Origin of the sequence: Goodfellowiella coeruleoviolacea (assembly GCF_024171785.1) — a bacterium.
Taxonomy (GTDB): Bacteria; Actinomycetota; Actinomycetes; order Mycobacteriales; family Pseudonocardiaceae; genus Goodfellowiella; species Goodfellowiella coeruleoviolacea.
The window spans coordinates 567,440-590,890 of record NZ_JAMTCK010000003.1; the positions used below are offsets into that span (position 1 = coordinate 567,440).

Here is a 23,451-nt window from a genome sequence, read left to right on the forward strand (position 1 = left end):
GGCTGCGCGCGGTGGCTGGGGAGTGTCGAACCACGTCGTTCTGTGGGTGATTTTCACTCGATCAGGGCATGGGAGGATGGCCCGGGCATCACTCGGGGTGCCTTGTCGCGGGTGGAACTGAGCAGTCACAACGGCGTGGGGAGTGGGCATGCGGCGATTAGCCGGTGGGTTGTTCGCGCTGGTGGTGCTGGCGGCGGGCTGTTCCGGTGACCCGGCCGGCCAGGACCCGACCACCGCGGCGAAGCTGGCGAACACCCAGCCGTCCGCGTCCTCGGCCGCGGCGAGCACCCGGTCGTTCACCGTGGCCGCGTCCGGTGACGTGCTGATCCACCCCGCGCTGACCGACCAGGCCACCGAGGACGGCGCCGGCGAACGCGACTACCGGCCGCTGCTGGCCGGGGTCAAACCGGTGATCTCCGGTGCCGACCTGGCCATCTGCCACCTTGAGGTGCCACTGGCCGACAAGGGCGGGCCGTTCCGGGGCTACCCGTCGTTCAGCGCCCCGCCCGAGGTGGCCGACGCGCTGCTGGACACCGGCTACGACAGCTGCTCGACCGCCTCCAACCACACCCTCGACCAGGGCGAGAAGGGCATCACCCGCACCCTGGACAAGCTGGACGAGGTGGGCATCAAGCACACCGGCTCGGCCCGCACCGAGCAGGAGGCCGAGACCCCGCTGGTGCTCGACGTGCACGGGGTCAAGGTCGGCCAGGTCTCGTTCACCTTCGGGTTCAACGGCATCGAACGGCCGGCCGGCAAGCCGTGGGTGGCCAACCAGCTCGACGCCCAGGACGTGATCAGCGCGGCCAAGGCGGCGCGCGCGGCCGGCGCCCAGGTGGTGATCGCCAGCCTGCACTGGGGCACCGAGTACCAGCACGAGGTGACCGCCGAGCAGAAGCGGATCGCCCAGCAGGTGCTCGCCGACCCGGCGGTGGACCTGATCATCGGCCACCACGCGCACGTGGTGCAGCCGTTCGACAAGGTCAACGGCAAGTGGGTGGCCTACGGGCTGGGCAACCACGTGGCCAAGCACGAGGAGCCGAGGGGCACCACCGAGGAGGGCGTGATCGCCCGGTTCCGGTTCACCCAGGACGCCAAGGGCGGCTGGAGCGTGGATCAGGCCGAGTACTTCCCGACCCTGATCGACCTGGGACCGCCGATCCGGCTGGTGCTGCCGGCCGAGGGCGGCGGCTCCCGGCAGGACAAGGCGCTCAGCCGCACCGAGCAGGTCGTGCTCAGCCGGGACGCCGACGAGCAGGGCCTGACCAGGGGCAAGCCGTAGCCCGCGGCTGACCGGCACTGCCGCGCGATCGCCGCGGGATTCCGCGGAACAGGCGTGGGAGCGCGCGCACCTGGGTATGCCCGGATCATGGTGACCAGCGTGCGCGAGACAGAACGCAAGTACGAGGCGCCGACCGGGGTCGCCCTGCCCACCTGGGACGGCCTGCCGGGCGTGGCCGGGGTCAGCGGACCGGACGAGGTGCTGCTGGACGCCGAGTACCACGACACCGAGGACCTCCGGCTGGCCAGGGCCGGCGTGACGCTGCGCCGGCGCACCGGCGGCGAGGACGCCGGGTGGCACCTCAAACTGCCCGCCGGCGCCGACACCCGTGACGAGCTGGGCGTGCCCCTGGGGCCGGAGCACCAGCGGCCGCCCGAGGAGCTGACCAGCCTGGTGCGGGCGCGCACCCGGGGCGCGCGGCTGCTGCCGGTGGCCCGGATCGCCACCCGGCGCTCCCGCTGGCGGCTCACCGGTGACACCGGCCAACTCCTCGCCGAGGTGGTGGCCGACCAGGTCACCGCGTCCGTCCTGAGTGGACCGTCCAAACAGGACGAGTGGCGCGAGGTCGAGGTGGAACTCGGCGCGGACGCCGACCCCGGGCTGCTCGACGCGGTGGAGGACCGGCTCGTCGCCGCCGGCCTGCACCGGTCCACCCGCTCGGCGAAACTGGCCCGCGTGCTGGGCGACCGGCTCACCCCGGCCACGCCCGCACGCGTCCCGGTCGACGCGGCGACCGCCGGCGGAACCGTCCTGGCCTACCTGCGCGACCAGGTGGCCGCGGTGTACCGGCTGGACCCGGCCGTGCGGCGGGGCCTGCCCGACGCCGTGCACCAGCAGCGGGTGGCCATGCGCCGGCTGCGCAGCGCGCTCCAGGCGTTCGGCCGGGTCGTGGACCGCGAGCGCACCCGGGACCTCACCGACGAACTGCGCTGGGCCGCCGGCGTGCTCGGCGCGGCCCGCGACCTGGAGGTGTTGGCCGACCGGCTGGAGCAGGCCGTGGCCGCGCTGCCCGACGACCTGGTGGTCGGCCCGGTGCGGGCCCAGCTGACCAGGCACTTCGCCCCCGGCCAGGCCGCGGCCCAGCAGGCCGTGCTGGCCGCGCTGGACAGCCCCCGCTACAGCGCGCTGCTGGACCGGCTGGACGCGCTGCTGGTCGACCCGCCGTTCACCCCGCGCGCGGCCCTGCCGGCCGAGGACGTGCTGCCGGCCCAGGTGGCCAGGGCCGACCGCCGGCTGCGCCGCCGGATGCGCGCGGTCGGGGAGACCGGCTCGGCCGGGGCGGACCGGGACGTGGCCCTGCACGAGGCACGCAAGGCGGCCAAGCGGCTGCGCTACGCCGTGGAGGTGGTCGAGCCGCTGGTGGGCCGGCGGGCCGTCCGGTTCCGCAAGCGGGTGAAGGCGGTGCAGCAGGTGCTCGGCGACCACCAGGACGGCGTGCTGGCCCGGCCGCTGCTGCGGCAGCTGGGCATGCGCAGTCAGTTGGAGGGCGAGAACGGGTTCACCTTCGGCCTGCTGCACGGCCGCGAACTCAGCCGGGCCGACCAGGTGCTGACCACACTTGCCCGGCCGTGGCGGCGCCTGGCCAAGCCGCGCGTCCGCCGCTGGCTCACGTCCTGACGGCGGGGTGTGCGCACCCGCGGGGACGCCTCCTCACCCGCGGGGAGGCTCACTTGCCGCACAATCATTTTGTACACTAACCAATGGTGTGCAAAGCATTGCGGCGAGAGGACGGCGGCGAGTGAGTGAAGTCGGGGCGGCCCAGGCCGCCGACCAACCCGAGATCAGCTTCGACGGCGATCCCCTGGCGCTGGAACGCCAGGTGTGCTTCGCCCTGGCCGTGGCCTCGCGCAGCGTGATCGCCCTGTACCGGCCACTGCTGGAGCCCCTGGGGCTCACGCATCCCCAGTACCTGGTGATGCTGGCGCTGTGGCAGCGCACGCCCCGCTCGGTCAAGGAGCTGAGCGCCGTGCTCCAGCTCGACGCGGGCACGCTGTCCCCGCTGCTCAAGCGGCTTGAGGCGGCCGGCCTGCTGGTGCGGCAACGCGACGCCGGCGACGAACGCGCGCTGGCCGTGACGCTGACCGAGCGCGGCACCGCCCTGCGCGAGCAGGCCCTGCGTATCCCCGAGGCCGTGGTCCGCCGGCTCGGCATGAGCCTCGCCGAACTCCAACACCTGCACGAGTCGCTGACCAGGGTCATCGCCGCGGCCAACGCCGGCGACCCGGATAGCGGGGAACGGCCGTGACCGCCCCCGTGGACAAGCCCAACCTCCTCCAGCGACTCTGGTACCTGATCGGCGGTCGGCTGCCGCGGCGCTACCGCGAGTGGGTGTTCGCCGACGTGACCAAGCCGAGCTGGCTGGCCTGGTTCGCGCTCCGGTCCGTCCTCCAGGTCCTGCCGCTGAGCCTGGTGGTCACGCTCGGGCTGGTGCTGCTGCTGGACGCCCCGCTCGGCCTGGCCATCGCCTGCGGCGCGCTGGGCCTGCTCGTCGGCGTCTACTACTCGCTGTCCTACGCGGTCGAGAGCGTGGAGCACCGGATCACCAAGTACGGCTACCCCAACGGCCTGGCCGCCCAGACCCGCCGGGACCGCGACGCCGAACAGGACCGCGAACGCCAGGCCCGCTACAACGCCAGCTGGCGCAGTACCGGCGACCAGCCCACCGCCCCGCCCGCCGACTGACCAGCAGGCCAGGGCTTCGGTGACGCTTTGTATCGGCTATCTGGGTGATCCGAGCCAACTCGTGTGTTTAGGACAGTGGTAGCCCATACCGTTTTCGCATGTGATCCCTTTGGGGTGCAGGGCGAAAACGCTTGAGAGGGCAAACTGTTGTCTGATGTTGCTGATTTGCGGGCTCAACTGTTGGGGATGGTTGAGATTTTTCCCACGGCTGTGGTGGAAGGTCAGGGGAAGAAGGCGGAAGCTGCTGCCGTGGAACTCAGCGACGTGTTGCGGTCGACCGGTGATGAGGACGTTGAACTAGCTCCTCCGCTGGTGGCGCGAGCAAGCGAGGAGTTGGGGGAAATCCTCGAATTGCTGGTGGCTGCCGAACAGTGCGTCAATGGATATCTTGACATCCTGTAGGGGGCGGCGTGACGTCCCTGGGGCAGGTCCTGGCACGGATTCGGCGCGCGGTGGAACCGCTGTGCCCCGGCGAACTGCGTGCGGCCGCTGAGCAACTGCGCGGTGAAGTGCTGCCCGCGTTGGAACAATTGGCGTTCGAAAGTAGTCGACCGGAGTTGCGTGATGCGCTTGCGTTGCTCGCGCTCGTTCCGGACAAACTGGACCTGGTCGACGAGTTGTTCTGTGACGCGATTGGGCGGGTCGAGGGTTACATCGAGCGTCAAGGAGGCCTGGGCGCGTCGAGCGTTGCCACTCGTCCAGTTGGTCCCACACAGCCTGGTGCGGGTGACGTACGTCCGTCAACCCGCGTGGTCGACGAGGAGTTGATCGCGGAAGCTCGTCGGGCTGGAGTGAGAATAAGTCCTGGCCGGGTGCTTCGCATTGGGCGTGATGGAACGGGGAGAATTGTTTGGCTGGAAGAGGGAGATGAGCAGTCGGGGGCTCGGCACATCCTGAAGAAGGAGCGGGTAACCGAATTTGCGGGTATGGACATTCCTCAGGGGGATATCATTGATGTGGTTTGGCAGGCGGTGCTCTCAGGAAACCCTCTTGGTATCAGTGGAAAAGACCGAGTTGTGTATGAGACGACGTATCGTGGTCGGCGAAAGCTGATTGCGGTCACCGTCGGAAGTAATGGTTACCTGATCGGGGCCAACCCGATAAGCGAGAAACGGAAGCTGAAGCCGCTATGACGAACTCATCGCCGCTGACGGTCACGCTCAGGGTTGACTGGGGCACCGGACCGTTCTGGGTCCTGGCTGGTGAGAGCAGGATTCCGGATCCCTACGACGTCGATGAGATCGGGGAAGTCGTACCACTCAGCGCCGAGTTGCTCACCGAGGTGGCAGCCTGGGACCAGAGTTTCCAGGAGACCTACAACGAGGAGCAGCCGCAGGAGTCAGGCTTCCGAACTGGCGAGAAGCTGGGCCGTTTTGACGAGCGAGGGCGTGAACTGGCACGCAAGCTCAGATCCGAAGTTCCGGTCGAGGTTCAGATCCGCTACGAGCCACTGGGGACAGGAATCGCCGAGGTGATCAGTTGACGCCGTTGCCGTGAACGAGTCACCGCCATTGACCCTAGCTCTCAGGGCTGACTGAGGAAGTTGTCTCGCTCAGCTCAGCGGCTACGGCGACGTGAGCTGCGCGGTCAGGGCGTCGACGGTCGTGGTGTCGAGCATGGTCAGCGCCTGCTGCACCCCGCGCCCGGTGGTGCATGCTGGGTCGGGTCCGCGCAGGCCGAGCACGGGATCGTCGCCCCGCAGCAGGCGCCATACCTGGCCCAGCGTGATGTGCTCCGCGGGGACGGCCAGTTCCCACCCGCCGCGGGCACCGGGGTGGGACCGCACCAGCCCGGCTGTGCGGCCCGACGTGACGAGGCGGATGGCGTCCGGGTGGCGGTGCGGGGTGGTGGATCAGGTGTGGTGGGGACTTGGGAGCGATTGCCGCCTTGTTGCCGTCGACGCCGATGAGCGCTACGCACCGTCTCGCACGAGCGGTGAACGCGCTGGCGTCAATCCGCTCGGTCGGGCTCCGAAACGTCGGCCACGGCTGCTCGGCCCGGTTCGACCGGCTGGGCGATGAGGCCAGCCAAGAAGACACAGATCCCGGCGGGGAACAGCAGGAAGAACCAGCCGAAGGCCGCCACCACACACGCCAGCAGCACCAGGCCGGACATCACGCTCGCCCTGCGGAACTCCGTGAGGCCGGGCATGACCGTGGGGAGCGTCGCGACGAGCGTGAGGAACCAGTAGACGCCCGCCGAACCGATGTAGGCGTTGTGGGCGACGGTCACCAGGATGCACACGGACACCGCGAGCGCCGCTCCCACGATGGCCCACACCCGCGGTGCGTCCGGCACCGGTGTCCGTTGCGTGACGTTGTCACGTGGCACCCGCGGCGACCGACGGCGCAGCAGGGCCACCACCGCGGCGGAGACGAGCGCGGTGCCCACCATCGCGACGAACCCGAGGACTGCCGGCAACGACACCCGCGCCGGCTCGGCGAGAAGTGGACCACCAGAACAGGAGAGTGTCGCCTGCCTGGGCTGTTCACTCACCACGTTCTGCGTGTAGACGTAGGTTCGGCCGTCGTGACTGACCCGGGCGGGAGGGTTGCGGAAACCGCCGCGGGACTCGTTGGTGCCGCCCAGGAAGGCGTACGGGTCGCTGTCGTCGATGAACCGACAGGACGTTCCCGCCCGGGCCGCGGGAGCGTGCTGGAAGAGGCGGTAGGTGACGCCCGGCTGCATGGTGAGCGTGATCTGGTGCCCAGGCCCGGCAACCGGATCGGCGGCCCGCTTGCCAAAGCTCGGCGTGACCGCTCGTACGAACGGCCCACACAACACCACTATGGCCAGCAGCACTGCGGGGACCAGATACCACCAGGCGGAGATTTGCCGCCGGCCAATTCCGCTCATAAGGTCACCCCACTGTTGACTTCGGCCTGCCGTGCCTGGTTCGCCGACGCGGTGGCTGCCGGTACCGGGTGCGCCTGACCGACGGGCCGGTGGGCAGCACGACATGGCCGGCTCACCACAGGGGGCGAGCCGGCCAACGGGGTGGTGTGGGGAAGGTCAGTCGACCTGGGGGAGGGCGGGGCCGAGGAGGTCGTCGGCGTCGACGATGCGGTAGGCGTAGCCCTGTTCGGCCAGGAAGCGCTGGCGGTGGGCGGCGTAGTCGGTGTCCAGGGTGTCGCGGGCGACCACCGAGTAGAAGTGGGCCTGGCGGCCGTCGGCCTTGGGGCGGAGCAGGCGGCCCAGGCGCTGGGCCTCCTCCTGGCGGGAGCCGAAGGTGCCGGACACCTGCACGGCGATGGACGCCTCGGGCAGGTCGATGGAGAAGTTGGCGACCTTGGACACCACCAGGGTGCGCAGTTCACCGGCGCGGAACGCGTCGAACAGGGCCTCGCGCTCCTTGTTCTTGGTGGAGCCCTGCACGATCGGGGCGTTCAGCTCGCGGCCCAACTCCTCCAGCTGGTCCAGGTAGGCGCCGATGACCAGGGCCGGCTCGCCCGGGTGCGAGTCCAGGATGGCGCGCACCACGGGCAGCTTGGTGTTGGCCGTGGAGCAGATCTTGTAGCGCTCCTCGGGCTCGGCCGTGGCGTAGGTCAGCCGCTCGTTGTCGGTCAGGGTGACCCGCACCTCGGTGCACTCGGCCGGGGCGATCCAGCCCTGGGCCTCGATGTCGCGCCACGGCACGTCGTAACGCTTCGGGCCGATCAGGGAGAACACGTCACCCTCGCGGCCGTCCTCGCGCACCAGGGTGGCGGTCAGGCCCAGCCGCCGGCGCGACTGCAGGTCGGCGGTCATCCGGAACACCGGCGCGGGCAGCAGGTGCACCTCGTCGTAGATGACCAGGCCCCAGTCCCGGGAGTCGAACAGCTCCAGGTTGCGGTACTCGCCCTTGCTCTTGCGGGTGATCACCTGGTAGGTGGCGATGGTGACCGGGCGGATCTCCTTGCGCTCACCGGAGTACTCGCCGATCTCGTCCTCGGTCAGCGAGGTGCGCGCGACCAGTTCCCGCTTCCACTGCCGGCCGGCCACCGTGTTCGTGACCAGGATCAGCGTGGTGGCCTGGGCCTGCGCCATGGCGGCCGCGCCGACCAGGGTCTTGCCCGCGCCGCACGGCAGCACCACCACGCCGGACCCGCCGGCCCAGAACGTGGTCGCGGCCTGGCGCTGGTACTCGCGCAGCGCCCAGCCGTCCTCCTGCAGCTGGATCGGGTGGTGCTCGCCGTCCACGTACCCGGCCAGGTCCTCGGCCGGCCAGCCGATCTTGAGCAGCATCTGCTTGAGCCGGCCGCGCTCGCTGGGGTGCACCACCACGGTGTCCTCGTCGACGCGCGCGCCCAGCATCGGTGCGACCTTCTTGTTGCGCAGCACCTCTTCCAGCACGGCGCGGTCCACGGTGACCATCACCAGCCCGTGCACCGGGTGGTTGACCAGCTGCAACCGGCCGAACCGGCCCATCGTGTCGACCACGTCGACCAGCAGCGGCTGCGGCACCGGGTAGCGCGAGTAGCGCACCAGGGCGTCGACCACCTGCTCGGCGTCGTGCCCTGCCGCGCGCGCGTTCCACAGGGCCAGCGGGGTGACCCGGTAGGTGTGCACGTGCTCGGGTGCGCGCTCCAGCTCGGCGAACGGCGCGATGGCCACCCGGGCCTTGTCGGCGTCGGCGTGGTCGACCTCGAGCAGCAGGGTTTTGTCGGACTGGACGATCAGGGGGCCGTCGGTCACAGCGTTAAGACTCCTAGATGATGGGAGCGTGGAGAGGTTCCACCAGTGTCCCAACAACTCGGGCCCGCTGAACAATCCCCACCACGATTCGTGCGCGTTTACTCGCGCTGCGTGCTGATGATCTCTTTCCGGGCTGCCCGCGACCGGGTTCGCGACCCCGGTGCACCCGACGTCACCAGGCATGATCTGATTCGCGTTAAGATCCCGCGGCCGGTCTGGCACGTCATGCTCCCGTGTCCGATCCGTCGCTGCCGGTGATCGTTCGAAAATCGCGGAAACCACGGAACCGTGCGACGGGGATCGGCGTCCCATCCCCGCACGCGGCTTTTTGTGTGATTGAGAGGAATGCCCCCGTGTCCCAGCCCCCTTACCCGCCCCAGCCAGGGCCGAACGGTCCGCAGCCGGGGTACCCGCAGCCGGGATTCCCACCCCAGGGTGGGCCGGCGCAGCCCGGTCAGCCGGGCTTTGGTCAAGCACCGGGGCAGCCGGGGCAGTTCGGTCAGCCAGGGTTAGGCCAGGGCGCACCGGGTCAGCCGGGGCAGTTCGGCCCTGGACAGCCCCCGACCGGTGAGTTCGGTCAGCCCGGCCAGTTCGGGCAGCCCGGCCAGCCTGGTCAGTTCGGGCAGCCCGGCCAGCCTGGTCAGCCTGGTCAGTTCGGCCAGCCGGGGCAGCCCGCGTTCGGGCAGCCGGGCTTCGGCCAGCCGGGCTTCGCGGCCGCGCCGCCGGAGGCGCCCGCGCCCAAGCAGAAGTCCAACGTCGGGAAGATCGTCAAGATCGTGGCCGCGGTGGTCGCGGTCGCCGTCGTCGGCTTCGGCATCTACTGGGCGACCTTCCGCTCGGCCAGCGGGGCCGACGTGGGCGACTGCATCAAGGTGAACTCCGTCGGCGTCACCGACGCCGATGTCGAGCAGATCGACTGCAGCGCGCAGGAGGCCGTCTACAAGGTCGGCAAGAAGCTGGAGAGCGCCAGCGAGTCCTGCCCGACCGACGACTACGTGGAGTACAGCGAGAGCAGCCGGCGCCGGCGCAGCAGCAGCAGCTTCACCCTGTGCCTGGTGCTCAACGTCAAGGTGGGCGACTGCCTGGCCACCGAGGGCTCGACCATCAGCTCGGTGGACGTGAAGGTCTCCTGCGGCGACTCCAAGGCCGAGGCCAAGGTGGTGAAGGTGCAGGAGGGCAGCGCCGACGAGAAGCTGTGCGACGCCGACCTTGAGGTCGCCATCGTCTACCCGGAGCCGGCCACCACGCTGTGCTTCGGCGACCCGAAGGCCTGACCCGGGAGCCAGCCCGAACCGATCGAAGTCTGCCCGAACCGCCCGCCGATCTGGTCTGAACGAACAGGCCGGCCGGCCCGCGTCGGTCAGCGTCTCCCCGCGCCCGGCTGCCGCAGAGCGGTGGCCGGGCGCGGCTTGTGTGTTGGGGGTGACGCGGGTCCGGCTGCCGCAGAGCGGTGGCCGGGCGCGGCCGTCTGCGCGGCGGTTCCCGCGTTCGGCTGGCAGACCGGACCAGGTTCGTCGTAAGGACATTTACGCCAAATAGGGGTAGATCAATCGCACTAACGCAATAGTTCAATTGGATAATGATATCCGGTGCGTAATCAAAACGGCGAAACAACCGCCGTACGGTTACGTTCTGCTCAACCTACCCGCGGTCTGGGTCACGGACTAATCAACTGGTCTGGCCGTTTGCGGCTTCCTGTGCTCCAATGCTCGCCGTGCGTAGCCGGAGGCTGTCCTGACCGGTCCCCCCAGTGGCCGGTCGCGACAGCCTCCGCTCCTTTATACGTGCGAAATATGGCTCGCGTGTCCGTAGACCAACGGGAGGACAAACCCCGATGCTTCCCCAGCTTGTGCGTCGCAGAGCGACCAGGGCGGCGGCTCTGCTCGCGGCGGCGGCGCTACTGACCGGATGTGGTTCCGGCTCCGGCTCCAACGGTGGTCAGGCAGCACCGATCACCGGACTGAAGATCATGGCGCCGGCCGCTCCGGGCGGAGGCTATGACCAGACCAGTCGAGCCATGCAGAAGGACCTACAGGACACGAAGATCGCGAGCGGGGTGCAGGTCTTCAACGTCGAGGGTGCCAGCGGCACGAACGGCCTCAAGCAGCTGGCCGACTCCAAGGACGACAACCTGCTGATGACCATGGGTCTGATCATGGTCGGCGGCATCCAGACCACCGGCTCGGAGAAGACCCTCAAGGACACCACGCCCATCGCGCGCCTGCTGGCCGAGAGCGAGGTCCTCGTGGTGCCGGCCGAGTCGCCGTGGACGACGCTGGAGGGCTTCCTGGAGTCGTGGCGGCAGGACCCGAAGAACACCCCGATCGCCGGCGGTGGCGCCGGTGGCTCCGAGCAGATCCTGCTCGGACTCATCGCCGACCAGGTCGGCATCGACCCGGGCCAGATCAACTACGTGGCCAACAGCGGTGGTGGCAAGGCACTGGAGAAGGTGCTGTCGGGTGAGGTCAAGGCCGGCCTGAACGGCGTGTCCGAGTTCAAGGAGCAGATCGACGCGGGCAAGCTGCGCGCCCTCGCGGTCTCCGGCGACAACCGCAGCAAGCTGCTCCCCGAGGTCAAGACGCTCAAGGAGCAGGGTGTCGGCCTGAGCTTCTACAACTGGCGCGGTGTGCACGCCCGGCCCGGTCTGTCCGATTCGGACAAGCAGAAGTTCACCGACATGCTCACCCGGCTGCACGACAGCGAGGCGTGGAAGAAGACCCTGGTCGACAACGACTGGGAGGACTACTTCCTGACCGGCGCCGAGTACTCGTCCTTCGTGGACAGCGAGAACGAGCGCGCCCGCAAGGTACTGACCGACATCGGACTGGTGAAGTAGTTGGCTGCGGAGTCCATTGAGGACCCAACTGAGGCTGAGCCGCCAGCTTCGACCGTCGAGCCCGACCGCCCCACGCGGGGTGGCCGGGCTCGCGGCCTAAGTGGGGAGTGGCTACTCGTTGCGGTCGTTCTTCTACTGGGTGCGTACGTCCTGATCGGCACGCCCGGCATCGCCGTGAACCCGGGCACGGAGAGCCAGAACCCCAGGGCGTACCCCTACCTGATCGGCATCCTGCTCGTGGTCGCCGGCATCGCCGTCGGCACGCAGGTGTGGCGGGGCAAGACCGCGCCCGCCGAGGAGGGTGAGGACATCGACACCGACCAGCCGACCAACTGGCGGGGCATCGCCGTGCTGGTCGCGCTGTTCGTGGTGCACGCGCTGCTCATCGACTACATCGGCTGGCCACTGGCCGCGGCCCTGCTGTTCGGCGGCACGGCCGTCACGCTCGGGGCCCGCCGCTGGTGGGCGGTGGTCGTGGCGTCGCTGGCCCTGCCGATCATCCTGCTCTACGTGTTCACGTACGGGCTGAGCGTCTACCTGCCGCCCGGCCCACTGAAGGTGCTGATGTGGTGAACTCCGTCGAACTGCTCCTGCAGGGCTTCCAGCACGCCCTGTCCGCGCAGAACCTGATGTTCGCCCTGATCGGCGTGGTGCTGGGCACGCTGATCGGTGTGCTGCCCGGCATCGGCCCGGCCATGACCGTGGCGCTGCTGCTGCCGATCACCTACTCGGTCGACGCCTCGGCCGCGTTCATCATGTTCGCCGGCATCTACTACGGCGCCATGTACGGCGGGTCCACCACCTCGATCCTGCTCAACACCCCGGGTGAGACCGCGTCGGTGATGACCGCGATCGAGGGCAACAAGATGGCCAAGGCCGGCCGGGCCGCGCAGGCCCTGGCCACCGCGGCGATCGGGTCGTTCGTGGCCGGCACCATCGCCACGGCCGCGCTGACCCTGGCGGCACCGCAGATCGCCGACTGGGCGGTGTCGCTGACCTCGGTGGACTACTTCGCCCTGGTGGTGCTGGCGCTGGTGACCGTGTCCGCCATGCTGGGCAGCTCCCCGCTGCGCGGGTTCGGCTCGCTGCTGATCGGCATGTTCGCCGGCATGATCGGCATCGACTCGCTCAGCGGCCAGAACCGGTTCACCTTCGGCGTGGACGAACTGACCACCGGGCTGCCCGTGGTGGTGGCCGCGGTGGCGCTGTTCGCCGTGGGGGAGACCCTGCACGTGGCGGCCTGGCTGCGGCAGACACCGCCCAAGGTCATCGGCGTGTCCACGGTCTGGGGACTGCCCAAAGAGGACATCAAGCGGTCGTGGAAGCCGTGGCTGCGGGGCACCGCGCTGGGCTTCCCGATCGGCGCGATCCCGGCGGGCGGCGCGGACGTGCCCACGTTCCTGTCCTACGCGATCGAACGCAAGCTGGCCAAGGGCAAGGCCAAGGAGGAGTTCGGTCGCACCGGGGCGATCGAGGGCGTTGCCGGGCCGGAGGCGGCCAACAACGCGGCGGCGGCCGGCGTGCTGGTGCCGCTGCTCACCCTGGGACTGGCCACCTCGTCCACGGCCGCGGTCATGCTGGCCGCGTTCCAGAGCTACGGGCTGCGGCCGGGGCCGCTGCTGTTCACCAGCAACCCGGAGCTGGTCTGGGGCCTGATCGCCTCGCTCTACATCGGCAACGTGCTGCTGCTGGTGTTGAACCTGCCGCTGGCCTCGCTGTGGGCCAAGCTGCTGCGGGTGCCCCGGCCGTTCCTCTACGGCGGCATCCTGACCTGCGCGTCGCTGGGCACCTACGCGGTCAACCAGTCGCCGGTGCACCTGGTCATCCTGTTGGTCATCGGCGTGCTCGGGTTCGCCATGCGCCGCTACGGCTGGCCGATCGCGCCGGCCGTGGTCGGGTTGATCCTCGGCCCGATCGGCGAGGAGAACCTGCGCCAGGCCATGCAGATCAACCAGGGCGACTACAGCGCGCTGGTGAGCACCACGTTCGCCAAGATCGTGCTGGGGCTGGCCCTGCTGGCGGTGGTGGCCAGCCTGGTGCTGCGGGTGCGCGCGCGGCTGAAGGGCAAGCAGACGCCGGAGGCACTGGTGGGCGCCGGCGCCGGGAACTAGTCCGGTAGGGGGTTGGGCGAGTGCTCGGCCCCCGGACTCACCCGCTGTTAACAAAAGAACGTCACCCGATGTCGTGATCTTTGGCGATCACGATATCGGGTGACGCTTTGGTCAGCCGATCGGGTTCAGGAATTGTCGGGCGTGTCCGGCGGCATCAGCTGCTGGATGTCCAGCGGCTGGTCCAACACGCCGTTGACGTTCATCAGGTCGACGACCCGCTGCAGGCGGATCGGGTTCAGCGAGGCCGGGTAGGTGCCCACCGACACCAGGGCGGCGGTGTCCTTCTGCACGTCCGCGTAGGACGGCAGCACGTTCTGCACCTCCAGCTTGTTGGCGCCGGCCAGCTGCGCCTCGGCCAGCACCTTGCGGAACGCCCGCAGCGTGCGCGGGTTCTGGTCGGCGAACTTCTTGCTGGCCGCGTAGCTGGACATGGGGAAGTCCAAAGTGGCGCCACGCGCGGTGTCCATCAGCACCACCGCGCCCAGTTCCTTCTGCGCCTTGGTGATGAACGGCTCGACCATCCAGGCCGCGTCCACCTGACCGCCCTGCAGCGCGCCGGTCATGTCCCGGAACGGGACCGTCTGGAACCTGATCTTCGCCTGATCGACGTTGGCTGTCTTCAACGCGGTGCGGGTGGCCAGCGTGCCGATGTCGTTCGACTCGTTCACCGCGATCCTGGGCTGCGGCTTGGTGCTCGGGTTGAACGCGCTGCCCGGCAGGGTCACCAGGGCCATCACGTCCTCGTCCGCCTGGTACGCCTCGCCCTGCAGCTGCAGGGACTTGCCGCCGGCGGCCTCCTTGAACAGGGTGACGTTGCTGGCGAAGGCCACGTCCAGGGTGCCGGCGTCCAGGTCGTTGACCGCCTGGACCTCGGAGGACTCGGTGATGAGTTCGACCTCAAGGCCGATCTTCTCGAACAGGCCCTCGTTCTTGGCCAGGTACAGCGGTGCGACGTCGACGTAGGGCATCACGCCGATTTTCAGCGTCTTGCGTTCCAACGCGGCCTGGTCGCCGGCGTCACCGCCGGTGAACAGGCCGCAACCCGCCGTCGCGGCCAGGGTGATCGTGCTGGCCAGCATCGCAACCGTGCGGCGGATCGCTCGGGTAGCCATGGCACCTCTCGCGGTAGGGCCTAAATGGTGTCGATCAGGTGAGTGTCGCCACACCCATCCTGCCGTTCTGCGATCTGCGCGATCGCGGGCAGGCTGGTAGTCAGCCGACGGGCGGGCATATTATCCACTCAAAGGTATGAATGGACACCCCATGTGAATACGGTGAGTGCCAGGTGGCACTTCCACATACGTGGTGTCCACCACTACGCTCCTACGGGCCAGCGACAGCGGTCTGGCGCGGACAACTGTCGTGGCATGGAGGTGGGGTGCCTGGCCGGGCTCCCAGCTCCTGTGCTGCAATTCGGCCTATTCGTTCGAGTCCTTACTCGGTCCGGGGAGGGACCGGGGACACTGCTGCCGGAAGAGGAAGCCCAGGGTGGCCCGACGAGAGAAAGGTCCCAGCCGGTCTGGAGCCGCGAAGTTGACGCGCTCCAAAGAACCCGAATCGGGTGACGAGCTGGCTGCGCAGCGTGACGAAACAGTGACCGATTCACCTGGGCCTGCTACCCCCGACGTGCGGCCGGGCACTACCACGTCCCACGCGGACGGCGAGAGTAGGCGTCCTCCGTCGACGGCGAGGTGGCGGCTCCGCAACTGGCGGTTGCCCACCAAGGTGGTCGCCGTGCTGGCGATCCCGACCGTTGGCGCGTTGATCCTCGGTGGTCTGCGGATCATGAGCGACATCAACGGCTCCACCGAGCTGGCCAAGCTCGCCAAGCAGGTCGAGCTGGAGAGCAGCGTCGCCGAGCTGGTCCAGCAGCTGCAGCGGGAACGCGACCTGACCGTGTTCTACGTGGCCGCCAACAAGGGCGAGAACCAGGTGGTGCTGGAACGCCAGGTCAAGCGCGTCGGCGACGCCTCGGACACGCTGGCCCGCAAGATCAGCGAGGTCGGCGGCGACCTGGACCCCGAGGTAGCCCAGCGCTACGAGCAGGCCAACGAGCAGCTGACCCGGCTCAACCAGCTGCGCCAGGCGGTCAACAGCACCCAGTACCCCGCGGAGTCGGTGCTGCGCACCTACACCGAGTCCATCCAGAGCCTGCTCGACCTCGGTGAGCAGGCCATCGCCGGAATCAACGACCCCGACCTGGTGCGACTGCACCTGGCCACCAACGCCATCGCCCGGGTCAAGGAACAGGAGTCGCGCAAGCGCGCCATCCTGCTCGACGTGTTCCAGCACGGCGACTTCGGCCCGGGCCAGCAGCGCGAGCTGCTCGGTGCCCAGGCCGAGCTGGACGCCGCGCTCAACGACTTCCGCAAGTCGGCCACGCCCGAGCAGACCCAGATCTACGACGACGCGGTCACCGGTCGCATCGTCGACAGCGCGCACGAGATGCAGGAGACCGCGCTCACCCGGGAGGAGGGCGGCGGCGACACCCGGCTGCTGACCCCCGAGGGCTGGGACATCGCCGCCACCCTGACGGTGAACCTCACCAAGTCGGTGGAGGAGCGCCTGCTCAAGGAGCTGCAGGACAGCACGAACCAGCTGGCCGCCGAGGCCAGGGCCAGCGCCATCCTGGACGGCGTCACCGTGCTCGCCGGGCTGCTGCTCGCCAGCCTCATGGCCGGTTTCGTGGCGAACTCGCTGCTGCGGCCGCTGCGCACGCTGCGGCGCACCGCGCTGGAGGTCGCCGAGGAGCGACTGCCCGAGGCGGTGCGGCGCATCCTGGCCGAGCCCAACCCGCAGACCGCGGCCAAGAACGCGATCGACCCGGTGCCGGTGTGGACCAAGGAGGAGGTCGGCCAGGTGGCCAGGGCCTGCGACCGGGTGCACGGCGAAGCGGTCCGCCTGGCCGCCGAGCAGGCGCTGCTGCGGGACAACGTGAACGCGATGTTCGTCAACCTGTCCCGGCGCAGCCAGACCCTGGTCGAACGGCAGCTGAACCTGATCGACCGGCTGGAGCGCGACGAGCAGGACCCCGACCAGCTGGCCAACCTGTTCGAGCTGGACCACCTGGCCACCCGCATGCGGCGCAACAGCGAGAACCTGCTGGTGCTCTCCGGCACCGACCTGAGCCGCCGGCTCACCCGGCCGGTGCCCGCGTCCGAGGTGATCGGCGCGGCCGTGTCCGAGGTCGAGCAGTACGCCCGCATCCAGGTCATGCCCGGCCCGGACCTGACCGTGCTCGGCCGGGCCGTCAACGACCTCGTGCACCTGATCGCCGAGCTGCTGGACAACGCCACCGCGTTCTCCGACCCGGCCACCAAGGTCACCGTGCGCACCGCCAAGACCAGGCAGGGCGAGCTGGCCATCGAGATCCAGGACCGCGGCGTTGGCATGATGGAGCCGGAGGTCCGCGAGGCCAACGAGCGGCTGGCCGACCCGCCCGAGGTGGACGTGGCCGTGTCCCGCCGGATGGGCCTGTACGTGGTCGCCCGGCTGGCCAAGCGGCACGAGATCCGGGTCAAGCTGCGGGTCAACGAGGACATCGAGGGCGGCACGACGGCCCTGGTCATCGTGCCCGAGACGCTGATCAACCAGCCCGGCGCCGGCGCCAGCCCGCTGCCACCGGCCGCACCCGCCCCGCTGGCGCTGCCGGCCTCGTCGGCCTCGCCGGCCTCGTCGGCCTCGCCGGCCTCGGCGGTGTCCTCGGTGTCCTCGGTGTCCCCGATGGCGGTCCCGCCGGCGGAGACCCCGGCCGAGACCAGCCACCCGGCCACCAGGGCCAGCGGCATCGCCGGCGCGTTCGGCGCGTCCGCCCGCAAGGACGCGGCGGACACCGGCGGCACCCAGCGGGTGGTCCAGCCCGAGCCGGAGACGCCGGCCGAGACCAGCTACCCGGTCCAGTTCGTGCAGTCGGAGAACCAGGGCGGCGTCACCGACACCCCGCTGTTCACCGACACCACCACCAAGGCCACGCCCTGGGTCTCCGAGGGGCCGGCCGACACCACGAGCACCCGGTCGAACTCCTTCGGCGGCTCGACCGCGTTCACCCCGGTGGAGACGTACTCGACCAACGGCGAGAGCACGGTCTTCACCCGGCTGTCCAGCGACGCCCCTGGCGGCGACAGCGCGGGCCAGCAGGTGGAGCCCCAGGGCCCCACCGAGCGCCCCGAGATCGTCAACTCCAGCGTCGACCTGTTCGCCGACACCGGCTACCAGCAGTTCGACACCGATTTCGAGGACCAGTACCCGGCCGAGGGACCCGACGAGCAGTCCGGCGGACCCGAGTCGTTCCCCGCCTACACCACCCGGTCGACCCCGACCGGCTACGACCCCGCCACCACCCAGTTCGACATGGCCGAACTGGAAGTGGTGGACCAGGCCGGGCCGGTCGGCATCGGTGGGGGGCAGGCCGAGCCCGACGAGTCGGCGCCCTCGGTGCCGCGCATGCCGGTGGCCGATCACCAGCGGGACGCTGCCGCGCCCGAGTTCGGCCAACAGCACACCGCGCAGCGCAACGGCACCTCGGCGCCTCGGCCGAAGGAGGTCGACCGAGACTTGGACGCGCCGACCGAGCGGTTGCCCATCTACGAGGCAGTGCTCTCCCAGTGGTTCCAGGCCGTGGAGAACGAGACCCCGCCGTCGGCCACCCAGGTGGTGCCCCCGGTCCGGCCCGTCGCCCAGCCGGAGACACCGCTGCCGCACAGCGGCGTGCAGTCCGAGCCGCTGCCCCGGCGCACCGAGTCCAGGTACGCGGCCGAGCCCGCCCAGGACGAGCCGGCGCAGGTGAACCCCGCCCAGGTGAGCCCGGTGCAGCCGGCCGCGGTCCAGCCGGTCGGAGAGGACGGTCCCGTGGACGAGCAGCCGGCGGCGCCGGTGAGCGCGGCGGCGGAAACCCCGGCCGCGCCCGCTGGGCTGAACGGCGGACTGGCCGGACGCACTCGGAGCAGTCGGTTCTACGACGCTCCGGCGCAGAACACCCAGGCGGACAGCGCCGCGGCCGACAACGCTAACGTCTGGCACTCGCCAGCCGATGAGGGCTGGCAGGCGGCGCAAGCCCTGCTCCAACCGACCTCGGAGGTCAAGACGTCAGCTGGCCTGCCCAAACGCGTGCCGAAGGCGCACCTGGTCCCAGGTTCGGCCGCGCCCAAGTCCCAATCGCAATCCCAGCAAACCCCGAAGAACCCATTGCCGCCGAGGACGCCCGACGCTGTTCGCGGTCGCATGTCGAGTTTGCAACAGGGTGTCCGCCGAGGGCGGCACGCCCTGACTGAGGCATACGCTGGTGATCAGCCCAGTTCGTCCCAAAGCCGGCAAGACGAGGAGCAGGAGTGACAACCGCGTCCGTACAGCAGCCTGGCAGCTTTGGTTGGCTCATTACCGACTTCGTGCGCCGGGTCCCCGGGGTCGCACACGCCGTTGTGGTCTCGGCGGACGGTCTGCTGCTCGCAAGCTCGCAGGGCTTGCCGAGGGACCGCGCCGAACAACTCTCGGCCGTGGCCTCCGGCCTGGTCAGCCTGACCCAGGGCGCTGCGCGCTGCTTCGAGGCTGGCGGCGTCAACCAGACCGTTGTCGAGATGGAGCGTGGCTACCTGTTCCTGATGTCCATCAGTGACGGGTCCTGCCTGGCGGTGCTCGCCGCGCCCAACTGCGACATCGGGCTGGTCGCCTACGAGATGACCCTGTTGGTCGAGCGCGTCGGCCAGCAACTCACGCCGGAGTTGCGCGCTCAACTGCAAGGCGTTGTCCGGCGGTAGGGCTCTCTTGACTTGGGGGTGAGCATGAGATGAACACAGGTTCCGGTGCCCACAACAGGCGCACCGTCAGTGGTAACTACGGCTACCAGGAGTGGGCAGGTGGCGGATTAGGCCGCTACCAGGAACCTGCTGCCGGCTACTCCCAGTACGAGCACTATGAGAGACACGAGGACACACCGCAGCATGAGCCGGACAGATCGGGCTTCTCGGGTCACTGGGGGCCCGAGGACGCGGAGCAGGGGCTAGACAACATGTCTCAGCATGGGGTGGACGACTCGGCGTACGGGCTGGACGACGTACCGAGCCGGTTTGACATCGGCGGGTACGGCACCGGCCTGTTCGGCGGTCCAGGTGCGGACTTGTTCGGCACGCATGACGTGACCGATCATGTTCCGGAACAGAACCAGTTCGGATCCGGGCCGATCCCGGCGATCCGGGACGAGCCACCACCAGATTTCTCGGGCTCTCACCGGGCGGTGCCCGGTGATCCCCGGGAGGTCGAACCGGCGGAGGAGTCGGGGTCGCTGGTGCGGCCCTACACCAGAACCGGGGGCAGAACCCGGCCCGATTATGATCTGGCTATCGAGGCGTTGGTTTCCACCAGCGAGCGGGGGATGGAACGGGATGCCGCGGTACTCCCGGAGCACAGGTCCATTTGCGGCCTGTGCGTCGACACTCGCTCCGTCGCCGAGGTCGCCGCACACCTGCGGCTCCCCCTCGGCGTGGTGCGAGTGCTCATTGGCGATATGGCCAGCATGGGTTTGGTGCTGATTCACCAGGGTGGCCTGGTCGTGGGGGACCGGCCCTCCATTGAATTCCTGGAGAGGGTGCTCAGTGGGCTTCGCAGGCTCTAGTCCCCGCAACACGCAAGAGAGCGGCACGCGCAAGGCCACTACTTCGGCGAAGATCGTCGTTGCAGGTGGCTTCGGAGTCGGCAAGACGACGTTCGTCGGCTCGGTCTCCGAAATCGTTCCGCTGACCACCGAGGCGGTGATGACCGAGGCCAGTGTGGGGGTCGACGACCTGTCCGCCACACCGGGCAAGGTGACCACCACGGTGGCGATGGACTTCGGGCGTGTTTCACTGGACAGCGATCTGATCCTGTACCTGTTCGGCACACCGGGCCAGCATCGGTTCTGGTTCATGTGGGACGACCTGGTCAAGGGTGCTATCGGCGCGGTCGTGCTGGTCGACACCAGGCGGCTCGCGGACGCGTTCGCGTCGATCGACTTCTTCGACGACAGGCAGTTACCGTATGTCGTCGCGATCAACTGCTTCGACGGGTTGCTGCACCACCGCGTCGAGGATGTTCGCGAAGCGTTGACCATCGACGATTCCGTTCCGATCGTGACCTGCGATGCCCGGAACCGTGAGTCCACCAAGCAGACCCTGATCAACCTGGTGGAGCACGCCATGCGCCAGTGGATGACCGTCCGCGCTGGCTGACCCTTTGCCCGGCTGGCCGACCCCTGCCAGCCGGGCGGGGGTGCCCCGCACCCCGCTTCCGCTCCGCCCGTTGTCGCGTCCGGCCCCGTGCGGCTGTGTGTCCACTCGCGACTGTCCACCCCCGACCGGGGCCGCCCCGGCGGGGCCCACCCCCCTGTTGGTGTCCACTCGCGACACCGGTGTCCTCGACCGTCCACAGTGGTGGGTGACTGGCCGCCCGGTGCCGGATCACCGGTGGCGGCTCAGGTTTCCACCAGGGCGGCCGAGGTGATGCGGTGCAGTGGGTAGCGCCGCACCTCGCCGTAGGAGTGGTCGTAGCCCTCCAGCACGCCGGCGCCCACGTTGATCGGCTCCACCACGCGCTGACTGGCCACGCCGTGCGCGTCCACCAGACCCACCCACACGCTGCGCCCGTCCTTGGCCGCGCGCTGCAGCAGTTCCAGCGTCGCGGACGGCCCCGCGCCCAGCCCGCCCGGCGTGGTCACCACCGCACCCCTGGGCGTGGCCGCGGCCCGGTCGCCCGCGCGGAGCTGGCGGACCATCTCGGCCAGCCGCTCGTCGCTGGGCGGGGTGGGCAGGGCCGCGCGGCGCACCGCGCGGCCGCCGGCGCTCACCCGGCGCGCCTCCGGCCGCAGGTCCACCAGGCGCCCGTCCGGCCCCTCGGCCGCCGGGGCGAACCCAGCGGCGCGCAGCCCGTCCAGCACCTCGGCCAGGGGCAGCGGGCTGACCAGCACGGTCGGCGCGAGCCGGCGCAGCTCCAGGTCGCCGACCTGGGGGTGGGCCAGCACCTCGGCGATCAGCACCTCGTCGTCGCAGCGCAGGAACGACCCGGCAGCGCCACCGCGCAGCCGGCCGTGCCGCCTGGCCACGTCGTCCACCAGGTAGGTCAGCGACTGCGGGATGGGCGTGCGCGACCGGGTGCGGAACAGCTCGTGCAGCTCCACGGCGGTGCGGCCGGCGTCCAGCGCGCGGCGCACCGACGCCTCGCTCACCCGGTAGACGGTGGCGCCGCCGGCCGACTCCACGTCGGCGACCAGGCCGATCTCGGCGGCCAGTTCCGGCTCCAGCGGGCCTGGCGCCACCACGGTCAGGTCGGCCTGCACCAGCACGTGGTCCACGGGCGCGGGCAGTGCCTCGGCCAGCCGGGCCGCCGCCTCGGCCGGCCCGTTGGCCAGCAGTTCCCGCCCGGCCGTGCTCAGCGCGGCCAGGGCGACCACCGCCACCGAGGTGGCCTCCCGCACGGTCCAGCGGACCAGGTCGTCCCGCAGCCGGCCGCCCCGCCGGGGCGCCCGCCAGGCCAGCACCTCGGCCAGCTCGTCCACCTCGGGCACGGCCGTGCCCTCGGGCAGTTCGGCCAGGGCGGCCAGCACCCGGCGGCGTTCCCTGGGCGCGACCGGCCGGCGCAGGTCCTCGGACAGCGGGCCGAGCAGCCGGTCGCGGTCGTCGCGGTGGCCGGCCAGTCCGGGCAGCCGGGGCAGGTCCAGCCAGGTGCTGGCCAGGGTGGCCCAGCGGTGTTCCGGCGGCGCCACCTCCCAGCCGTCCACCCGGGTGGTGGGCAGCCACTGCGGTTCGGTGCCTCCGCTGTCCGCGATCAGGCCGGCGCCCACGGCCAGCTCGGCCAGCAGGCTGGCGTCCCGCTCCGCCATGTCCAGCTCGCGGGCCAGCCGGCGCAGCTCCCGCACGCCCAGCCCGCCGGAGCGCAGCACCGCCGGTGGTTCCTCGCTCCACAGGGCGAGCAGCAAGTCCATGTGCCGCAACAGTTCCAGCGCCGCCCCGGCCGCGGTCTTGTCCACAGTGGAGACGCCGGGGCTGCTGGTGGTCATGGCCGGCTCGTCGACCTCGACCGTCCCCATGGGCCGGTCGCCGCGCAGGGCGAGACCGACCTCGCGGGGCAGCTCGACGGTGTCGGTGTTGCGCCGCACCAGCAGGCCCCTGGCCAGCAGCCGCTGCACCGGGGTGCGGGCCTGCTCCAGGGTGAGCACCTGGGCGGCCTCCCTGGTCTGGCCGATCGGCGGCCCGGCCGCCAGCCGGCGCAGCACGGCCAGTTCGGGCTCGTCCAGCTCGGCGAGCCGCGCGGGCAGGTCGACCTCGGCCAGGCCGGGCACGGACCGGCCGAGCCCGCCGGGGAACGCGGTGACCGCCTCGCGGGCCGCCGAGGGCAGGGCCACCTCCTCGTCCGGCCCCCAGACCAGGGCGCGCTGCCGCAGCACGCGCAGTGCCTGGCGCACCCGCTCCACCGGCACGTCCGGACCGAGCGCCGCGGCCACCGCCGCGACCGGCACCGGCGCCTGGTCGGCGTCGACCACCAGCAGGGCTTCCAGCACGGTGAGGGTGAAGGTGTCCAGCGCCTCGGCGGCCCTGGCGATCGAGGCCCTGGTGTCCAGCCGGGTGGCCAGCACGGCGGAGTCCGCGGGCGGTGGCGTGGCCGCGTCCGCGCGCGCACGCAGGATGGCGGCGAGCGCGGTGTCGTCCTGGGCCCGCAGCCAGTCGGCGAGTGAAGTGCCGGGCATCTGTCCCACGGTATATCCACCGCACCGCGCCCGGGGAACAAGTGGGGCCTGATCGGCAGGCATGGCCAGCTGGGAGCTTGGATCAACCCTCGCGCAGCGAGCGCGGATCAGCTGGCGGTGGCCAGCTGGGAGCTTGGATCAACCCTCGCGCAGCGAG

Annotated in this window: 20 protein-coding genes; 15 read left to right on the forward strand and 5 right to left on the reverse strand. The window is 70.2% G+C overall.

Features of this window, described 5'->3' with window-relative positions; all coding sequences use genetic code 11:
• Nucleotides 1–148 precede the first annotated feature (148 nt).
• The 7 genes from LX83_RS08675 to LX83_RS08705 all read left to right on the forward strand — a co-directional run bounded on the left by LX83_RS08675 (nucleotide 149) and on the right by LX83_RS08705 (nucleotide 5,447).
• Complete coding sequence (locus LX83_RS08675) at nucleotides 149–1,282, forward strand: CapA family protein (protein WP_253769039.1); 1,134 nt, start codon at nucleotides 149–151, stop codon at nucleotides 1,280–1,282.
• 99 nt (nucleotides 1,283–1,381) lie between these two features.
• Nucleotides 1,382–2,899 (forward strand): CYTH and CHAD domain-containing protein, encoded by a 1,518-nt coding sequence (locus LX83_RS08680; RefSeq protein WP_253769042.1) that lies wholly within the window; start codon nucleotides 1,382–1,384, stop codon nucleotides 2,897–2,899.
• Between the two features lie 121 nt (nucleotides 2,900–3,020).
• Complete coding sequence (locus LX83_RS08685) at nucleotides 3,021–3,527, forward strand: MarR family winged helix-turn-helix transcriptional regulator (RefSeq protein ID WP_253769045.1); 507 nt, start codon at nucleotides 3,021–3,023, stop codon at nucleotides 3,525–3,527.
• On the forward strand, nucleotides 3,524–3,964 hold the full coding sequence (locus LX83_RS08690) for a DUF5313 family protein (protein ID WP_253769048.1): 441 nt from the start codon (nucleotides 3,524–3,526) through the stop codon (nucleotides 3,962–3,964). Before LX83_RS08685 ends, LX83_RS08690 begins: the two co-directional genes overlap by 4 nt.
• 147 nt (nucleotides 3,965–4,111) lie before the next feature.
• Nucleotides 4,112–4,366 (forward strand): hypothetical protein, encoded by a 255-nt coding sequence (locus LX83_RS08695; protein WP_253769050.1) that lies wholly within the window; start codon nucleotides 4,112–4,114, stop codon nucleotides 4,364–4,366.
• Nucleotides 4,367–4,416: 50 nt separating this feature from the next.
• Nucleotides 4,417–5,097, forward strand: a complete 681-nt coding sequence (locus LX83_RS08700; RefSeq protein WP_253769053.1) for a hypothetical protein — start codon at nucleotides 4,417–4,419, stop codon at nucleotides 5,095–5,097.
• Entirely contained in the window at nucleotides 5,094–5,447 is a 354-nt protein-coding gene (locus LX83_RS08705) for a hypothetical protein (protein WP_253769055.1), read from the forward strand. Before LX83_RS08700 ends, LX83_RS08705 begins: the two co-directional genes overlap by 4 nt.
• A gap of 81 nt (nucleotides 5,448–5,528) precedes the next feature.
• On the opposite strand, the gene LX83_RS08710 is transcribed toward LX83_RS08705, so the two are convergent.
• The 3 genes from LX83_RS08710 to LX83_RS08720 all read right to left on the reverse strand — a co-directional run bounded on the left by LX83_RS08710 (nucleotide 5,529) and on the right by LX83_RS08720 (nucleotide 8,638).
• Nucleotides 5,529–5,786 (reverse strand): Rrf2 family transcriptional regulator, encoded by a 258-nt coding sequence (locus LX83_RS08710; RefSeq protein ID WP_308203936.1) that lies wholly within the window; start codon nucleotides 5,784–5,786, stop codon nucleotides 5,529–5,531.
• A gap of 128 nt (nucleotides 5,787–5,914) precedes the next feature.
• The gene (locus LX83_RS08715; protein WP_253769060.1) at nucleotides 5,915–6,652 is read right to left on the reverse strand and encodes a hypothetical protein; all 738 of its coding nucleotides are present in this window, start codon (nucleotides 6,650–6,652) and stop codon (nucleotides 5,915–5,917) included.
• Between the two features lie 324 nt (nucleotides 6,653–6,976).
• Nucleotides 6,977–8,638: a DNA repair helicase XPB gene (locus LX83_RS08720; RefSeq protein ID WP_253769062.1), complete on the reverse strand. Its 1,662-nt coding sequence runs from the start codon at nucleotides 8,636–8,638 to the stop codon at nucleotides 6,977–6,979.
• 353 nt (nucleotides 8,639–8,991) lie between these two features.
• Here LX83_RS08720 and LX83_RS08725 point away from each other — a divergent pair, with 353 nt between their 5' ends.
• The 4 genes from LX83_RS08725 (at nucleotide 8,992) to LX83_RS08740 (ending at nucleotide 13,585) form a co-directional block, all read left to right on the forward strand.
• The gene (locus LX83_RS08725; protein ID WP_253769064.1) at nucleotides 8,992–9,912 is read left to right on the forward strand and encodes a collagen-like triple helix repeat-containing protein; all 921 of its coding nucleotides are present in this window, start codon (nucleotides 8,992–8,994) and stop codon (nucleotides 9,910–9,912) included.
• Nucleotides 9,913–10,655: 743 nt separating this feature from the next.
• On the forward strand, nucleotides 10,656–11,474 hold the full coding sequence (locus LX83_RS08730; protein ID WP_253769066.1) for a Bug family tripartite tricarboxylate transporter substrate binding protein: 819 nt from the start codon (nucleotides 10,656–10,658) through the stop codon (nucleotides 11,472–11,474).
• A complete protein-coding gene (locus tag LX83_RS08735) occupies nucleotides 11,475–12,047 on the forward strand; it encodes a tripartite tricarboxylate transporter TctB family protein (protein WP_301327778.1) in 573 nt (190 codons plus the stop codon).
• Nucleotides 12,044–13,585 carry a tripartite tricarboxylate transporter permease gene (locus LX83_RS08740; RefSeq protein ID WP_407649510.1) on the forward strand — a complete coding sequence of 514 codons (1,542 nt, stop codon included), beginning with the start codon at nucleotides 12,044–12,046 and terminating at the stop codon, nucleotides 13,583–13,585. Before LX83_RS08735 ends, LX83_RS08740 begins: the two co-directional genes overlap by 4 nt.
• A 125-nt stretch (nucleotides 13,586–13,710) precedes the next feature.
• On the opposite strand, the gene LX83_RS08745 is transcribed toward LX83_RS08740, so the two are convergent.
• Nucleotides 13,711–14,697 (reverse strand): ABC transporter substrate-binding protein, encoded by a 987-nt coding sequence (locus LX83_RS08745; protein ID WP_253769069.1) that lies wholly within the window; start codon nucleotides 14,695–14,697, stop codon nucleotides 13,711–13,713.
• Between the two features lie 622 nt (nucleotides 14,698–15,319).
• Between LX83_RS08745 and LX83_RS08750 the strand changes: the two genes are divergently transcribed.
• Genes LX83_RS08750 through LX83_RS08765 form a run of 4 tightly spaced genes read left to right on the forward strand, consistent with a single transcriptional unit; the run spans nucleotide 15,320 to nucleotide 20,784 of the window.
• Nucleotides 15,320–18,916, forward strand: a complete 3,597-nt coding sequence (locus LX83_RS08750; RefSeq protein ID WP_253769071.1) for a sensor histidine kinase — start codon at nucleotides 15,320–15,322, stop codon at nucleotides 18,914–18,916.
• Complete coding sequence (locus LX83_RS08755) at nucleotides 18,913–19,338, forward strand: roadblock/LC7 domain-containing protein (protein WP_253769073.1); 426 nt, start codon at nucleotides 18,913–18,915, stop codon at nucleotides 19,336–19,338. The genes LX83_RS08750 and LX83_RS08755 overlap by 4 nt, the downstream gene beginning before the upstream one ends.
• Before the next feature lie 29 nt (nucleotides 19,339–19,367).
• Nucleotides 19,368–20,192, forward strand: a complete 825-nt coding sequence (locus LX83_RS08760) for a DUF742 domain-containing protein (protein WP_253769075.1) — start codon at nucleotides 19,368–19,370, stop codon at nucleotides 20,190–20,192.
• A complete protein-coding gene (locus tag LX83_RS08765; RefSeq protein ID WP_253769077.1) occupies nucleotides 20,173–20,784 on the forward strand; it encodes a GTP-binding protein in 612 nt (203 codons plus the stop codon). Before LX83_RS08760 ends, LX83_RS08765 begins: the two co-directional genes overlap by 20 nt.
• A gap of 242 nt (nucleotides 20,785–21,026) precedes the next feature.
• Here LX83_RS08765 and LX83_RS08770 read toward each other — a convergent pair whose 3' ends face one another.
• The gene (locus LX83_RS08770) at nucleotides 21,027–23,294 is read right to left on the reverse strand and encodes a helicase-associated domain-containing protein (protein WP_253769079.1); all 2,268 of its coding nucleotides are present in this window, start codon (nucleotides 23,292–23,294) and stop codon (nucleotides 21,027–21,029) included.
• Nucleotides 23,295–23,451: the final 157 nt, after the last annotated feature.

Bases quoted from the DNA above. Each gene is read 5' to 3' on its own strand.
- LX83_RS08770 (WP_253769079.1), bottom strand. From the start codon at position 23,294: ATGCCCGGCACTTCACTCGCCGACTGGCTGCGGGCCCAGGACGACACC.
- LX83_RS08675 (WP_253769039.1), top strand. From the start codon at position 149: ATGCGGCGATTAGCCGGTGGGTTGTTCGCGCTGGTGGTGCTGGCGGCG.
- LX83_RS08705 (WP_253769055.1), top strand. From the start codon at position 5,094: ATGACGAACTCATCGCCGCTGACGGTCACGCTCAGGGTTGACTGGGGC.
- LX83_RS08730 (WP_253769066.1), top strand. From the start codon at position 10,656: ATGCAGAAGGACCTACAGGACACGAAGATCGCGAGCGGGGTGCAGGTC.
- LX83_RS08760 (WP_253769075.1), top strand. From the start codon at position 19,368: ATGAACACAGGTTCCGGTGCCCACAACAGGCGCACCGTCAGTGGTAAC.
- LX83_RS08745 (WP_253769069.1), bottom strand. From the start codon at position 14,697: ATGGCTACCCGAGCGATCCGCCGCACGGTTGCGATGCTGGCCAGCACG.
- LX83_RS08715 (WP_253769060.1), bottom strand. From the start codon at position 6,652: ATGCAGCCGGGCGTCACCTACCGCCTCTTCCAGCACGCTCCCGCGGCC.